Source organism: Pleomorphomonas sp. T1.2MG-36 (assembly GCF_950100655.1).
Taxonomy (GTDB): Bacteria; Pseudomonadota; Alphaproteobacteria; order Rhizobiales; family Pleomorphomonadaceae; genus Pleomorphomonas.
On sequence record NZ_CATNLY010000034.1, the window covers coordinates 308,774 to 325,240 of the forward strand.

Sequence of the window (16,467 nt, forward strand, 5' to 3'; positions counted from 1 at the left end):
CTCATGCAGAAACGTCGTCTCGGCCGCTCCGATCTCTTCGTCACGCCCGTTTGCCTGGGCACGATGACCTACGGCGAACAGACCGAGAAAGGTGAAGCTTTCGCCATAATGGACCGCGCCGTCGACTTCGGGATCAACTTCCTCGACGCCGCCGAAATGTACCCGGTGCCGCCCAAACGCGAGACGCAGGGCGCGACCGAGACGATCATCGGCGAATGGCTGGCCGCGCGTGGCCGACGCAACGATCTGGTTCTCGCCACCAAGGTCTGCGGGCGCAGCGCCAATGACTGGTTTCGCGATGATGGTTCGCCGACACGGCTGACCCGCGCCCAGATTTTCGAAGCGGTCGAGAAATCGCTACGCCGGCTCGGGACCGACCATGTCGACCTCTACCAGATCCACTGGCCCGACCGCGCCGTTTCCGACTGGGGCACCGTTCCCTCGCGCTTCAAGCCCTTCGCTCCAGCCGCCGACGAAACGGCCATCGAGGAGACCGCGGCCGCTTTCGCCGAGCTGATCGCCGCAGGCAAGATCCGGCACTTCGGTCTCTCCAACGAAAGCCCATACGGCCTGATGCGCTTCATCGCCGCCGCCGAGAAGGGCATCGGCCCGCGTCCCCTGTCGGTGCAGAACGCCTATAGCCTCGTCAACCGCACATGGGAGGGCGGGCTTGCGGAAATCGCACTGCGGGAGGAGGTCGGCCTCTTGCCCTATTCGCCGCTGGCACAGGGCTATCTCACCGGCAAGTACCGCAACGGCGCGCTGCCGGAAAACAGCCGCAAGGCGCTGTTCAACCGCCTGCAACGCTATGAAAAGCCACATGCCGACGCGGCGCTCGCCGCCTATGTCGATCTGGCCCGCCGCTTCGGAGCGGATCCGGTGACCTTTGCCGTCGCCTTCGCCTTGAACCAGCCAACGGTTGCCTCGGTGATCATCGGGCCGAGCGCCGAGGACCAGTTGGAGAGCAACCTCGCCGCCGCTGAGTTTGCCTGGACCGAGGACATGCAGTCGGCCGTCGACGACTTGCATCAGCGCTTCGGCAATCCGTGTCCGTGACGATCATTCGGCGACGGAAAGCCACGACTTGTCGATGACGCGCAGCACGCGAGCCAGCTCGCCGCCGCGCTTCAGGATCATGCCGGTCTGGGCGATCACCGAATAGGCTCCCTGCCGGCGCGCCAGCTTGGGATTCTTCTCGACCCGGTAGAGCGGCACTTCGGAAGACCGGCGGAAGATCGAGAAGACCGCCCGGTCGGAGAGATGGTCGATGGCGTAGTCTCGCCATTCGCCGGCCGCCACCATGCGGCCGTAGACCTTCAGGATTTCGGAGAGTTCGTGCCGGTCGAAGGCGACATAGGGAGCCTCCCGGACCGCTGGTCGGGGGTCGGCTGGCGTCGGCGCGGTCTCGCGCGCCAACGCAACCAGATTTGCGGGTTCACCCGCCTCCTCGTTGATCTCGCCGCTCAAGCGCACCTCCGGCCGCGATCGTCACGTCACCGTCATGATTGCGCCGGCAGTCCCCGAATGCAACGAGGAAACGGGACCTCGAAGACCGTCATTCGGCCAACTCGGCAACGAGACCGGCCGCCACCGTCAGTTTGGCCACCGTCGGCGGTCCGACGAGGAGATCGCCAATGAGCTGTCTCAGGCGGCCGATTCGCGCTTCGCGCGCCGTGGTCCACAGATCGGCGCCCCCCTCGGCGATCGCCCGGGCGACGATGCGGCGACGGGAGGACGCAAAGCTGCGGCGGGCAATTTCCGCCGCTTGTCCTTCGTAAAGATCGGCCGGCCGCACCAACCCAGCCAGACGACCGACGAGATCGGCAGAGATCGCTTCGTCGATCGCCACCATCACGGGCAGGACTTCGTCGACGGCGCGGCCAACCTCTTCGCCAATGACGATCAGGTCGAGGCTTCCGAGCTCGGCCGGCAGGCTGGCAAGCCGCATCGCCAGCCGCTCCGGCACACCGGCGGCAACAAGCTCCGAATCGACCTTGCCGGCGGGCGCGCTGTCACGGAAGCTGCGTACACCCCCGGCCAACCGCTCGATGGAGGACGCCAGATCGCCTTCCGCCTTCACGTTCTGCGCCACCCACAGGGCGGCGTCCGTCAGGAAGTCGGCGACGCGACGGCGCAACTCCACCCAGACGGCACCGGTAACCTTGCCCTCAAGGGCATCGATTTCCGCCGTTACCGTATCGGTCCCGAAAGCCGCCGCCGCCACGACCAGAGCACGCACCGCCGCCTGGGCGTCGACATCGGCTTCATCACCAAGTCGGCTGACGAAAGTCGGCCCGGCCGCATCGACCGCCGCGCCGGCAATGCGGGTGGCGAGAATGTCGCGGGCCAGACGGTGAGCGGAAATATCCTCGGCAAAGCGCGCCCGCATGGCCGGCGGGAACGCATGGTTCAGCCAGTCGTTGAGAGCCGGATCGTCGATCAGCCGCCCCGACAGAAGCTCGTCGGACAGCATCAGCTTGGCATGCGCCATCAGGATCGCGGTTTCCGGCCGCGACAAGGTTTCGCCGGCAGCGGCCAGACGGCCGGCGGCCACCTCGTCGGGCAGCCCCTCGCGCCGGGGATCGAGCAGCCCGCGCTCCGCAAGCACGGCCGACAGACGCATCAGGCGCGGCAGTTCGCCGGAGCCGCGCGCGCGCGTCACCGACAACGCCACCACCTGCCGGCGACAGAGCCGCAGCACGCTGGCGGCGATGTCGTCGGTCATGCCGGCGAGCAACTCATTGCGCTCGGCAAGCTCCAGCCGGCCGGCTGCCATCGCCCGGCCGAATGCGATCTTGATGTTGACCTCGGCGTCGGAGGTGGCAACACCGCCGACATTGTCGATGGCATCGGAGTTGATGCGGCCGCCGCGCCGAGCGAAATCGACCCGTGCCCTCGGCGTCATGCCGAGATTGGCTCCCTCCCCGACAACGCGGGCTCGGAGGTCGCCGGCCGAAACGCGGACGCCATCGTTGATGCGGTCGCCGACGTCAAGGTTGCTCTCGTCACCGCCGCGCACGAAGGTGCCTATGCCGCCGAAGAACAACAGATCGACCGGCGCCCTGAGAAGGGCGGCGACGAGTTCGTCGGGGCTGAGCGCGTCGGCTTTGACACCCAGCACCGCCCGCGCCCCGGCCGAAAGCGCGACGGACTTCTGCGTTCGCGAGAAAACCCCGCCACCGGGCGACAGCTTCGTCGCATCGTAGTCCGCCCAGCTCGAACGCGGCAGGGCAAACAGCCGCCGCCGCTCGGCAAGCGCCGCCTCGGCGTCGGGAGCGGGATCGATGAAGATATGCCGGTGATCGAAGGCGGCGACGAGCTTCAGGGAGGGCGACAGCAGCATGAAGTTGCCGAACACGTCGCCCGACATGTCGCCGACACCAACGGCGGTGAAAGGATCGACCTCCGCGTCGAGGTCCAGTTCGCGGAAATGCCGCTTCACCGCCTCGAAGGCGCCGCGCGCCGTGATCCCCATCTTCTTGTGGTCGTAGCCGGCCGAACCGCCGGAGGCGAAGGCGTCGGCCAGCCAGAAACCGCGCGACAGCGCGATGCGGTTGGCGACGTCCGAAAAACTGGCCGTGCCCTTGTCGGCCGCCACCACGAGATAGGGATCGTCGCCATCGTAGCGGACGGTATCGACCGGCGGCACGACGGCGTCCTCGACGATGTTGTCGGTGAGATCGATCAGCGTTCCGACATAACGCTCGTAGGCGGCGATACCAGCCGCCGCGCGATCGGCGCCGGCAGCGATGCGCCGCGCGACGAAACCGCCTTTGGCACCCACCGGCACGATGACCGCGTTCTTGACCTGCTGCGCCTTGACGAGACCCAGGATCTCGGTGCGGAAATCTTCAGGACGATCGGACCAGCGCAGACCGCCGCGCGCCACCTTGCCGAAGCGGAGATGAACGCCTTCGACGTCGGGCGCATGCAGCCATATCTCGGCAAAGGGTCGTGGCGCCGGCAGGCCGTCGATCCGCGCGGCGTCGAACTTGAATGCCATCACCGGATGCGGATCGCCGTCGACACCGATCTGGAAGAAGGTGGTACGGGTCGCCGCTTCGATCAGGTTGGCCAGCCGGCGAAGGATGCGGTCGTCGTCGAGGATCGGCACCTCTCGGAGAGCCGCCTCGAGTTCGCCGCGCAACGCCGCGAGCCGGGCCGCGCGATCCCCCGCGAAGGTCGGGTCGAAGCGGGCGCTGAACAGTGCGACGAGGAGCGTTGCGACGCCCGCATTGCGCACCAGCGCCTCGGCGACGTAGGCGTGGCCATGGGCAAGGCCGACCTGGCCGAGGTAGCGGGCGAGCGCCCGCAGCATGGCGATCTCGCGCCAGCCCAGGCCGGCAACGAGCGTCAGCGCATTGAGCCGGTCGCTGTCGGCCCTTCCGAGCCAGACCGCCATGAACAGCGCCTTCAGCCGGTTGCCATCGCGGGAAAGGTCGACGTCGACGCCGTCGGCGCGACGAAGCGCCATGTCGTGCAAAACGATGGTTTCGCCCGAACGCCCGATCTCGAAGGTCTTTTCCTCGAGCACCGTGAAGCCCATCGCTTCCAGCACCGGCACGCGGGCCGAAAGCGGCACCGGTCCGCCGCGGCTCATCAGGCGCATGGAGACGCGGGGCGACGGCAGGCCACCGCCGATGAGGTCGACCGCCGTCCAGCGATCGCCAGCAAACAGTTCGAGAAGGGCCACGTCGGCAACCGCCATCTCGGCGGAATAGCTCGCACGATAGGCCTCCGGGAAGGCGCGGGCATAGAGCTCGATCAGCTTGCGGCCGCGCGCCGGGCCGAACTTCGCCCGGCAGGCGTCGGCGAAGCCGTCGCACCAATTGCGGGTGATGCGGGCGACCGCCGCTTCCAGTTCCGCCTGGGCAACAGCGGGCGTCGGCCCGTCGTCACGGCCGATAATGTAGTGAACGCGGGCGAGCGGCCCTTCCGGGAACGCCGGGTAGACCGACGAGACGCGACCGTCGAACGCATCCGCGAGATAGTTGCCGATGGCGAGCCGGGTGTCCGTGTTGTAGCGGTCGCGCGGCACGTAAACCAGAAGAGAGACGAAACGGTCGAACTTGTCCCGGCGGGCCAGGACCCGGATGCGCGGCCTCTCACCGAGCTCCAGGATGGCCAGCGAAAAATCGAGAAGCGTGTCGAGGTCCACCTGGAACAGCTCGTCGCGCGGATAGCTTTCCAGAATGTTGCGCAGCGCTCGCCCCGAATGGCTTTCCGGATCGAAACCGGCGCTGGCCATGATTGTTCCCACCTTGCGTCGAAGGTAGGGAATGGAGTGGGTGGAGCGGGTGTAGGCCGACGCCGTGAACAGCCCAAGCAGGCGAATTTCGCTGACAAGACGGCCATGGGCGTCGTAGCGCTTGATGCCGATGTAGTCGAGATAGGCGTGGCGATGGACGCGCGCCTTGACGTTGGCCTTGGCGACGATCAGCGGCTCGGCCTGCCTGAGGAACTCGGTGATCTCCGGCGTCACCTGCACCATTTCGCGGCCGCGCCGCAGCACCCGCACCTCCGGATCGCGCAGCAAACCGTAGCCGCCCGTGGGAATGAGCGAGGTTGGTTCGGCGCTGCTTCCACCGGCACCGACGGCATATTCCCGAAGGCCGAGGAAGGTGAAATTATCGGCGTTGAGCCAGTTCAGGAACTCGACCGCTTCCGCCACCGCCTCCGGCGGCAAGGGCGGCGGCGTGTGCCGGTAGACGTTGATCACCGACTTGACCAGCGCCTGCATGCGCGGCCAGTCGTCGACGGCGGCGCGCACCTCGGTGAGCAGGCCGTCGAGCCGCGTTTCCAGCTGGGCCGCGGCGATGGCATCGGGTAGGCGGGCAATGTGAATGTGGATGAAGCTCTCGCGATTGGCATCCGGATCGTCGCCGATCGACAGGAGGCGGCCGCTCATGCCGCGCACCACGGAGAGAATCGGGTGCACCATCAGGCGCACCTCGATGCCGGCGTCGGTCAGTTCCTGCATGACCGAGTCGACGAGAAATGGCATGTTCTCGTTGAGAACGTCGACGACCGTCACTTCCCTGCGATGACTGGCTTCCTCGTCCCACGTGGGGTTGTAGATGCGGATCGAGTGGATGCCCGGCACCCTCAGCGACAGGCTCGACATCGCCCCTTCGGCGAAGGCGACCAGTTCGTTCGCCGTATAGGCAACCACGTCCTCGGCGGCGCCCTTGCCATACAGGGTCTTCAAAAGGCTGGCGACTTCCGGCCTGCTGCCGCTGGCGGCCAGGTCGGCCGCCTCATCGAGGCGCGCCTCCTTCAGCACTTCCATCACGCGCTTCATCGACAACTCCCGTCGCCCCGGACGGGCCGGCGCCGGCCATGGCGCCGCTCCGGCCGATCAGGGAAAGACGCAACCGGATAGGCGGCGGCAAGGCCGCCGCCCGTATGTTCGTGGCATCCAGTGAACCCCGTCCGCGCGTCGAATCCAATTCGCGCTGTTGCGGACACGGCGCCGGCCGCTTCGAACGAAGCCGGTCTCATTCCCCCTCGTCGTCGAACTGATCGATATCGACGAGGAACATGATGTTGGCGCCCTCTTCGTCGAACTCGTCACCATCCTCGCCTTCGATATCATCCTCGATATCGTCGATCTCGCTGAAGGCGTCGACCTCGTCCTCGGTGGCCTGGCGGATGACGAAGGCGGAAACACCGTCCCACACGGGGCTGCCGGCGCTCGTGAAGCCGCGAATGTCGTCGAGGAAATCTTCGCTTTCGAAGATTTCGCGCGCTTCCGCCTCGTCGGCGTCGGTGGTGGCGATCGCGATGCCGGCGATTTCGAGCGTGTACATGGCTGTCTCCCAATTGTCCGGACAAGACGACCGGACGGAAAAGTCAATGGTTGGCATCGGTGGCCGCGGACCCGGACGGTCCGGCGACATCACCGCAGCCTACGGCTTCCATCATGGCTCGGGGGATGTCAATGGTTCCTCCGACGAACCCGCTTCGGCAACGCGCCGACGCCGCTCGACGAGCGCGGCGTTGAGCGTTGCGCCGTAAAGCAGAATGAGGGCCATGAGATAGAGGAAGACGATGGCCGTCATCACCCCCGCAAGGCCAGCGTAGGTCGAGGCGTAGTTGGCGAAATCGGCGAGGTAGAGCGAGAAGCCGTAGGCACCGGCGATCCAGGCCGCGAGCGTGAGACCGACGCCGGGCAATATCTCGGCGATGCCCCGCCGACCGGCCGGCAACCAGAGATGCGATGCGACGAGGCCGCCGCCAGCGATCAGCAAGGTCAGGCCGAAGCGCAGGAAAGTCAGCGGCCAGGCGAGGTCCTCGATCGCCGGCACCAGATGAACGAGCGTCTTCCATGCCACCGGCGCCAGCACCACCAGAAAGGCGATGGTCAGGAACGTCAACGTTCCCAGAACCACGAAGCCGATGCTCTCAAGGCGCAGGAGAATGAAGTTGCGGTTCTCGACCATGCCGTAGGCGCGATTGAGGCCGACGCGCATCGCCTCGACGCCGGACGAGGCGAACCACAGCGCCAGCGCTACGCCGATGGTCAGCACGTCGCGACGCGGCACCAGCAGCACGTTCTTCACCTCGTCGGCGATCGGACCGGCGATGCCGGCCGGCACGCTCTCGAAAATCAACGCCACCACCGTTGCCGACAGCGCGCTGAGATCGAAGAAGGCGGCGATGGCCGTGAGGAAGATCAGAAACGGGAAGAGAGCCATCAGGGAAGACAGGGCAACGTGCGAGGCAATGGCCCAGCCGTCGGCGGCGCTGAAGGTCAGGGCGGCCCGCCAGAACGGGCCGATGAGGTGTCCGATAGCCCGCACGGCTTTTCTCCCAATTCCCTGAACAAGTTGGGCGAAGCGGAGCGAAATGCAAGAGTTGGCGTCGGCCGTTTGTCTTGCTCCCGTCGCCCTTTGGGTGCATTCCATGCTGCAGATAATTCGGAGTTTGCAATGACTGTTACCCGTCAGGACATCGATTTCCTCGTCGCCACCGCAAGGGCGGCGTCCGAGATCGAGATCATGCCGCATTTCGCCAATCTTACCGCCGCCGAGATCAAGACCAAGGCGCATGCCTCCGATTTCGTCACTGTGGCCGACATCGCGTCCGAGGCACTGATCGAGAAGCGCGTCCGCGCCGCCTGGGGCGACGATTTCCTGTTCGTCGGCGAAGAAGTCATGGAGCGGGAGCCGACGCTGATCGACCGGCTGATGGATGCGCCGCGCGCCGTCGTGGTCGACCCCATCGACGGAACCTTCAACTATGCCAACGGCGTCCCCGCCTTCGCTGTGATCATTTCGGTCATCGAGCATGGCGAGGTGAAGGGTGGCCTCATTTACGATCCGGTCCGTGGCGACGCCGCCTGCGCGATCGACGGCGGCGGGGCATTCCTCGTCGGTCAAGGCCGGCCGGACCGGCCGCTCCATGTGGCGCCGGCCGCACCGCTCTCCGACATGCAGGGCTGCGCCGGTTGGTATTATGCCTCGCCAGAGGAACGAGAGCGGCTGCTCGGCGGCTTCGGACGTACCTGGGGAATCATGAACTACCGCTGCGGCGGGCAGGAGATGCGGCTGCTCGTCGATGGCCGCATTCACTTCTGCTACTACCACAAGCTGTCACCGTGGGATCAGGCCGCCGGCTGGCTGATCCACCGGGAAGCCGGTGGCCATTCCGCTCTGCTCGACGGTTCTCCCTATCGTCCCGATCTCAGGGCCGGAGGCCTCCTGATGGCGCCCGACAAGACCAGTTGGAACGAGCTCGCGACGGCGCTTCGCGGCTGAACGAGTTTCAGCAGCAACGGGGCGCGCCCCCCCGGAAATATGAGATGGCCGGCTTTCGCCGGCCACCCCTTTTTAGTGCAATGGGGCCTAGCCCTTATTCGCCGAGCACCACCAGCAGGTCCTTGGCGTCGATCTGGGCGCCGGCGGCGACGAGAACCTCGGTGACGGTGCCGTCGCGCTCGGCGTGAATGGACGTTTCCATCTTCATCGCCTCGATGGACAGCAGCACGTCGCCCGCCTTCACCGTCTGGCCCGCCTTCACCGCCAGCGTCGACACGACGCCCGGCATCGGCGCCGCCACGTGGCCCGGATCGCTGGCATCGGCCTTGCGGCGCTGCGCTCGCACCGAAGCCGCGCTCGAGCGATCGGGCACGCGCACCATGCGCGGCTGGCCGTTGAGTTCGAAGAACACCCGCACCATGCCCTCGTTGTCCGGCTCGCCGATTGCCTGGCAGATCAGCACCAGCGACTTGCCGCGCTCAAGCTCGATGTTCAGCTCGTCGCCGGCCTGCATGCCATAGAAGTAGACCGGCGTCGGCAACACCGAGGTCGGCCCATAGGTCTCCTGCGACTTGGCAAAGTCGAGGAACACCTTGGGATACATGAGGTAGCTGGCGAGGTCCTGATCGGTCGGCGCCCAGGAAAGCTTCTCGGCCAGCTCGGCGCGCGCCGCTTCGAGGTCGACCGGCGGAATCAGCGATCCCGGCGGCACGGTGATCGGCTCGGCCCCCTTCAGGATCTTGGCCTGAAGCTCCTTCGGCCAACCGCCGGGCGGCTGTCCAAGGTCGCCGTGGAACATTTCGACGACCGAGTCGGGGAAGGCGACATCCTTCTCCGGGTCGAGAACATCCGCCGGAGTGAGCGCGGAGGAGACCATCAGAAGCGCCATGTCGCCCACCACCTTCGACGACGGCGTCACCTTGACGATGTCGCCGAACATGCGGTTGACGTCGGCATAGGTCTTGGCCACCTCGTGCCAGCGTGTTTCCAAACCAAGGGCGCGGGCCTGTTCCTTGAGGTTGGTGAACTGGCCGCCCGGCATCTCGTGGAGGTAGACCTCCGAGGCCGGTCCTTTGAGGTCGTTCTCGAAGGCGGCGTACTTGTGGCGCACCGCCTCCCAGTAGAAGGAAATGCGGCGAATGGCCTGCTGGTCGAGACCGGTCGGCCGAGGCCCGCCTTCGAGCGCCGCCACGAGCGAGCCGAGGCAAGGCTGCGAGGTGTTGCCGGAGAAGGCGTCCATGGCGGCATCGATGATGTCGACGCCCTCCTCCACCGCGGCCAGCACCGACGCTGCGGCGATGCCGGAGGTGTCGTGGGTGTGGAAGTGGATCGGCAGGTCGGTGGCCTCGCGCATCGCCCGGAACAGTACGCGGGCCGCCGCCGGCTTCAACAGGCCGGCCATGTCCTTGATGGCGATGATGTGGGCGCCGGCATGCTCCAGCTCACGCGTCATGCCGACGTAATACTTGAGGTCGTACTTGGCGCGGTCGGGATCGAGGATGTCGCCGGTATAGCAGATGGCCGCCTCGAGCACCTTGCCCTGGTCGAGCACGGCGTCCATCGAGACGCGCATGTTGTCGATCCAGTTGAGGCAGTCGAACACACGGAACACGTCGACGCCGCTGGCGGCGGCCTGCTGCACGAAATGGCGGACGACGTTGTCGGCGTAGTTCTTGTAGCCGACGCCGTTCGAGCCGCGCAGCAGCATCTGCATCAGGATGTTGGGCGCCTTGTCGCGGATCTTGGCCAGACGCTCCCACGGATCCTCGGTCAGGAAACGCATGGAGACGTCGAACGTTGCGCCGCCCCAGCATTCCAGGCTGAACAGACCCGGCAGCCCACGGGCGTAGGCCTCGGCGATGTTGGCCATGTCATGGGTACGCATGCGCGTCGCCAGAAGCGACTGGTGTCCGTCGCGCATGGTGGTGTCGCTGACCAGCACGTTGGTCTGCTCGCGAATCCACTTGGCGAGCGCCTCCGGCCCGCGCGAGGTCAGAAGATCGCGCGTGCCCGGGGTGATCCCGCCGGAGAAGGTCGGCACGACCGGCTTCGGCCCCTCACCCGGCTTCGGGCGGCTGCGGGTCTCCGGATGGCCGTTGACGGTGACATCGGCGATGTAGGTCAGCAGCTTGGTCGCCCGGTCCTTGCGCTTCACCAGCTGGAACAGCTCCGGCGTCTCGTCGATGAAGCGGGTGGTGTAGCGGTTCTGCTGGAACTTCGGGTGCGAGATGATGCTCTCGAGGAACGTGAGGTTGGTGGCGACGCCGCGAATGCGGAATTCGCGCAGCGCCCGCATCATCCGGTTGATCGCCTCGATGGGAGTCGGCGCCCAGGCGGTGACCTTCTCGAGCAGCGGATCGTAAAAACGGGTGATCACCGCGCCGGCATAGGCGGTGCCGCCGTCGAGGCGGATGCCGAAACCGGTGGCGCCGCGATAAGCGGTGATGCGACCGTAGTCGGGAATGAAGTTCTGCTCCGGATCCTCGGTGGTGACGCGGCACTGCAGCGCGTGACCGTGCAGGCGAATCTCGTCCTGCACCGGCACGCCCGACTCCGGCGAGCCGATCTTGGCGCCTTCGAGAATGCGGATCTGGGCACGCACCACGTCAATGCCGGTCACCTCCTCGGTGACGGTGTGCTCGACCTGGATGCGCGGATTGACCTCGATGAAATAGAACGAGCCACTATCGGAATCCATCAGGAACTCGACGGTGCCGGCGCTGTAGTAGTTGGCCGCCTTGGCGATGGTGACGCCGTAGCTGGTGATTTCCTCGCGCTGGGCGTCGGTGAGGTAGGGCGCCGGCGCGCGCTCGACCACCTTCTGGTGGCGCCGCTGCACCGAGCAATCGCGCTCGAAGAGGTGGACGATGTTGCCGTGGGTATCGCCGAGGATCTGCACCTCGACGTGACGGGCCCGTTCCACCAGCTTTTCGAGGTAGACCTCGTCCTTGCCGAAGGCCGCCATTGCCTCGCGCTTGGCCGTCACCACTTCGCGCAGCAGCGTCGCTTCGTCGCGAATGACGCGCATGCCGCGGCCGCCGCCGCCCCACGACGCCTTGAGCATCACCGGATAGCCGATGCGCTTGGCCTCGGCCTTCACCACTTCCATGTCGTCCGGCAGCGGATCGGTGGCCGGCATCACCGGCACGCCCGCCTCGATGGCGAGATTGCGCGCCGCCACCTTGTTGCCGAGCTGGCGCATGGTTTCCGGCGACGGCCCGATAAAGGTGATACCGGCGTCGCGGCAGGCTTCGGCGAACTCCGGACTCTCCGACAGGAGGCCATAGCCCGGGTGGATGGCATCGGCCTTCGATTCCTTGGCGACGCGCAAGATCTCGGGAATGCTGAGATAGGCCTCGATCGGCCCCAATCCGGCACCGATCTGGTAGGCCTCGTCAGCCTTGAAGCGGTGCAACGCCAGCCGATCCTCCTCGGCATAGACGGCCACCGTCTTCAGCCCGAGCTCGTTGGCGGCGCGGAAAACGCGGATGGCGATTTCGGATCGGTTGGCGACAAGCACCTTGGTGATCGGCACGGCAAGCTCCATAAGGGAAACTACGTTGGTGGTTTCCCTAGCAGGCTTGACGGCTAATGTCATATCCCAACGACGCTTTTCGCCCTTGTCCTTTTGGAGAGGGGAAAACGCGCCGTTCGGTGTCCGAACGATCAAACCGATTTAGATTTGCGAGATTTCGTCGTCACTTAGCCGGATGATGGCAACGCATTCCAGTCGAAAGAGGAATGGTTCATGCAAAACATGCATACCGGCTTCCTTCGGCATGCATGGCGATGGCGGCTGACCGCCACCGCTTTTCTCAGGCGGTACGCGCCGCCGCTTGCACCGCCATGACCTGACGGTTGAGCGGCTTCTGGGCCAGCGCGTCGAGAATGCGCGGCGTGGCGATCAACGTCGCCCGTTCCTTGGCATCGAGGAAAGAGACGCCCTCCTCGATGGTCTCGGCCTCGCCGACCTTGGCCAGTGCCAGCGCCGACACCGGATCGACCCGGCCAGGTGGGCGCGGCGCCATGCGGTCGATCAGCGCCAGATGCTGCATCAGAAGTTCGGGATCGGCGACGATGTCGACCAGGCTCGGTGCAGTGGCAATCGCCTCCACATAGGCCGGGCGGGCCTCCTCCATGCGCCCCTGGATACCGGGACAAAGACGCTCTTCAGGGATCCTCAGGAGACCCAGCCATTTCACGAAACGGCCGACGGCGTTGGAGCCGGTCAGTCCGGAAATCGGTACGGCGAACACCATGCCCAGAATGGCTGGCGACAACCAGGCGAACAACACCCAGCTGTCGGCAATGGCTGCCCAGGCCAAGGCGATGCCGGCCAGCACGTGCCAACGATGGCGGATGATCAGGTCACGGAGCGGCAGGCCGCCATCGTCGCGCCGCTGCGGTTTCCAGCCGGCGTCCCGGTGCAGCACGATCTCTGTGACGGCGCCGGTCTGGATCAGCATCATGATCGGGGCGACCAGCGCCGACACGATCACCTCGAAGATGAAGGACAGAATGAGGCCGAGGAAGCCGCCAGCGGCCTTGCGGTCGCGGGAGTTGAAGAAGAAGGCAATGAGTCCGAGAATTTTCGGCAGGAACAGAACGCCCATCGTCAGCGCGAACAAGGCAAGCGCCCGCTCGGCGTCGATGCGAGGCCACGAGGGAAACAGCTGGAACTCGTCCTTGAAATACTCCGGCCGAATGTAGTGGGCCTGCAGCGTCAGGGCGAGACCGGACAGGATCAGCAACAGCCAGAGCGGCGAGGCAAGATAGCTCATGATGCCGGTGAGGATGTGCGAACGCGACACCCAGTGCAGCCCACGCCCGCCGATCACCTTCAGGTGCTGCAGGTTGCCCTGACACCAGCGACGATCGCGAACGGCCAGATCGACCAGCGACGGCGGGCTTTCCTCATAGGAGCCGGACAAGTCGTCGGCGATGATGACGTTCCAGCCGGCACGCCGGATCAGCGCGGCCTCGACGAAGTCGTGGCTCATGATGTGGCCGCCGAACGGCGGCTTGCCGGAGAGTTCGGGAAGACCGGCCGAGTTCAGGAAGGCCTCGGTGCGGATGATCGCGTTGTGGCCCCAGAAGTTGCCTTCCTTCTGCACCCACCAGGAAAGGCCGGTGCCGACCACCGGTCCGTAAACACGGCCGGCGAACTGCTGCAGTCGGGCCATCACCGTCGTGCCGTTGACCAGCATCGGAATGGTCTGAATGAGGCCGGCGTCGGGATCGGCTTCCATCCGGCGAGCCAATTCGACGATTGTCCGCCCTTCCATCAGACTGTCGGCATCGAGAACCAGAAGATGGTCGTAGGCGCTGGCCCAACGCTTGCAGAAGTCGCCGACGTTGCCGGCCTTCTTGGCGGTGTTGTTGCGCCGCCGGCGATAATAGATGCGAGTGAAGCTGCCGATACGATCACGGGCGGCGAGCAGCGCCGCCTCTTCCTGCAACACCACTTCGGGATCGGTGGTGTCGGCCAGGACGAACCAGTCGAAGGCGTGGCTCTGCCCGAGCGATTCGACGTCGCGGGCCATCGCCTCGATGGCGGCGAAAACGCGCGAAGGATCCTCGTTATAGGTCGGCATCAACATCGCCGTGCGCTTGCGCAGCGGCTCGTCCGACCAGGGCGCCGGACGGGAGAACCGCCGGGAAACCAGCTTGAAGAAGCCGAAGATGGCCGCGACGGACGACAAGGCGATCCAGGCGAAGGTCACCGTGAACAGGACGAGCACGACGCGTTCGATCGGCGTCAGGTCGCCCAGCGCCAGCACCGCGTACATCTCGTTAAAGGCATAGGCGAGCAGCGCTGCCGTGCCACCGATGACTGCGAAGCGCTTCAGAAACGACGAGCGGCTGGCAGGGTTCACCAGACGACGCCTGTCTTTGCGGCGGAAGCGCTTGAGATTCTGGGCGGGCATGTCCGCCGGATGTTCCGGCGGCATGCCCGTTGCGTATCGCCCGCTGACGGCGACGTCGCGAACTATGCTGTCCATCGGAAGGCCCAGGTCTCCGCTGTCTGCCCCGCTTCAAAGGCAAGCGCCGCCGTAAGCTCGATCAGGGTCTCGTTCTGCGGATCCAGTTCGAAGCTGAGGCGCATGCCACCCGTTTCGGGATTGGCGATGACGACGACGTTCTTGACCGTTCCCTTGGACGCCTGCACCGACGCCTTGGCAGCGCCGAGCTTGGCCGGATCGACGCCCTCGAAAAAGCTGTAGTCGATGACGAACAGCCGAACCGGCGTCGGCCCGCCGATGCCTGCCCGGCCCGACCGGGTCGCGGTGACGTAGGCGGCGCCAGCCCCGAGGGCCGGGTCGCTGCCCCAGAACAGGCGGTAGGCGAAGAAGAATTCCGTACCGGCGGGGATTTTGTCCTGAGGGGCCCAGTAGGCGACGATGTTGTCATGGATTTCCGAGTTGGTCGGAATTTCCACCAAGGTCACCGCGCCGGCGCCCCAGTCGCCCACCGGCTCGATCCACAGCGACGGCCGCTTCTGATAGGCGGCCTCGAGATCCTGATAGGACCCGAAACCGCGATTGCGCTGAACGAGCCCAAAGCCGCGCGGGCTGCGGTCCTGGAAGGCGGAGATCTGCAGTTCCTTCGGATTGGCGAGCGGACGCCACCAGCGATCGCCCCGGCCGGTAACCATCAGCATGCCGTCGGAGTCATGCACCTCCGGACGGAAGTCGTCGATGTCGGTGCGGCCATTGGCCGAGAAGAAGAACATCGAAGTGCCCGGAGCGAGACCGACCTTCTCGAGATCGGCGCGCGGGAACAGCTGCGCTTCGACATCGATGGTGGTCGGCAGACCCGGCCGGATGGTGAACCGGTAGGCACCGGCGACCGAAGGGCTGTCGAGCAAGGCATTGACGACGCAGGTGTCCGAGCCGGCCGTCGGCGTTTCCACCCAGAAGGCGCGGAACAGCGGAAACTCTTCTCCCTCGGGATCGGCGGTCTTGAGGGCGAGGCCGCGCGCCGAAAGGCCGTAGACTTCGTCCTTGCCCAGCGAGCGGAAATAGCTCGCGCCCTGGAAAACCAGCACCTCGTCGAACACGTCGGGTTTGTTGAGCGGCGAATGCAGGCGGAAACCCGAGAAACCGATGTCCTCCGCCGGAATCGGCTGGGGTACCAGCGGCCCGTAATTGAACAGATTGGGATCGTAGGGAACGTGGGTCGCCTGCCCGTTCTCGACGAGCGCCATCTCGACGGGATCCTTGAAATAGGACCCGCGATGGAAGAGCTGCATCTGGTAGGGCAAGCCCTTGTCGGCCCAGATGGCCGTTTCCGGACGGAAGCGGATGTCGCGATACTGATCGTAGGTGAGGTTCTCGAGGATCGACGGCAGGCTCGTATCCGGCGCCTCGTAGGGCTTCTTGGAGAGGGCGCGCGCGATCTCGGCCACCGTCGATCGGGTGAACGGTCCGGTCACCGCGAACTGATGCTGCAAGGTTGCCGCCCGCGCCGCAGCCGGAACCCCGGTCGCGACCACGACGGCACCCACCGCCGTCAGCGCACGGGCAAGAAAATCACGGCGATCAATCATGGGATTCCCGACAGAAAGGTCCACAGCGGCTCCACTCGTCATTCACTATGGGCGCGGGAACAGGGGACGAAACACAAAATTTCCGTCACGTCGCCAAGGTGCGGCGCCGGCTCGTCCGAAGTCCCGAAAATGCCCTCTTACCCGTTGGATTCCAACATG

At 65.7% G+C, this 16,467-nt stretch carries 9 protein-coding genes; 2 read left to right on the forward strand and 7 right to left on the reverse strand.

Features of this window, described 5'->3' with window-relative positions; all coding sequences use genetic code 11:
• Positions 1-3: 3 nt before the first annotated feature.
• A complete protein-coding gene (locus QQZ18_RS17235) occupies positions 4-1,056 on the forward strand; it encodes an aldo/keto reductase (protein WP_284542187.1) in 1,053 nt (350 codons plus the stop codon).
• 3 nt (positions 1,057-1,059) lie between these two features.
• Here QQZ18_RS17235 and QQZ18_RS17240 read toward each other — a convergent pair whose 3' ends face one another.
• The 4 genes from QQZ18_RS17240 to QQZ18_RS17255 all read right to left on the reverse strand — a co-directional run bounded on the left by QQZ18_RS17240 (position 1,060) and on the right by QQZ18_RS17255 (position 7,802).
• A complete protein-coding gene (locus tag QQZ18_RS17240) occupies positions 1,060-1,416 on the reverse strand; it encodes a DUF2794 domain-containing protein (protein ID WP_446728674.1) in 357 nt (118 codons plus the stop codon).
• Between the two features lie 139 nt (positions 1,417-1,555).
• Positions 1,556-6,301 carry an NAD-glutamate dehydrogenase gene (locus QQZ18_RS17245; RefSeq protein WP_284542189.1) on the reverse strand — a complete coding sequence of 1,582 codons (4,746 nt, stop codon included), beginning with the start codon at positions 6,299-6,301 and terminating at the stop codon, positions 1,556-1,558.
• A 196-nt stretch (positions 6,302-6,497) separates the two neighbouring features.
• Complete coding sequence (locus tag QQZ18_RS17250) at positions 6,498-6,809, reverse strand: hypothetical protein (protein ID WP_284542190.1); 312 nt, start codon at positions 6,807-6,809, stop codon at positions 6,498-6,500.
• Positions 6,810-6,920: 111 nt separating this feature from the next.
• Positions 6,921-7,802 carry a YihY/virulence factor BrkB family protein gene (locus tag QQZ18_RS17255; protein ID WP_446728671.1) on the reverse strand — a complete coding sequence of 294 codons (882 nt, stop codon included), beginning with the start codon at positions 7,800-7,802 and terminating at the stop codon, positions 6,921-6,923.
• A 129-nt stretch (positions 7,803-7,931) separates the two neighbouring features.
• Here QQZ18_RS17255 and QQZ18_RS17260 point away from each other — a divergent pair, with 129 nt between their 5' ends.
• A complete protein-coding gene (locus tag QQZ18_RS17260; protein WP_284542191.1) occupies positions 7,932-8,759 on the forward strand; it encodes an inositol monophosphatase family protein in 828 nt (275 codons plus the stop codon).
• Positions 8,760-8,853: 94 nt separating this feature from the next.
• Here the strand turns inward: QQZ18_RS17260 and pyc are convergent, their stop codons facing one another.
• The 3 genes from pyc to QQZ18_RS17275 form a co-directional block, all read right to left on the reverse strand.
• On the reverse strand, positions 8,854-12,294 hold the full coding sequence (gene pyc, locus QQZ18_RS17265; protein WP_284542192.1) for a pyruvate carboxylase: 3,441 nt from the start codon (positions 12,292-12,294) through the stop codon (positions 8,854-8,856).
• Positions 12,295-12,574: 280 nt separating this feature from the next.
• Positions 12,575-14,761 (reverse strand): glucans biosynthesis glucosyltransferase MdoH, encoded by a 2,187-nt coding sequence (gene mdoH / locus QQZ18_RS17270; protein WP_284542193.1) that lies wholly within the window; start codon positions 14,759-14,761, stop codon positions 12,575-12,577.
• A complete protein-coding gene (locus QQZ18_RS17275) occupies positions 14,749-16,308 on the reverse strand; it encodes a glucan biosynthesis protein (RefSeq protein WP_284542194.1) in 1,560 nt (519 codons plus the stop codon). The genes mdoH and QQZ18_RS17275 overlap by 13 nt, the downstream gene beginning before the upstream one ends.
• Positions 16,309-16,467 lie beyond the last annotated feature (159 nt).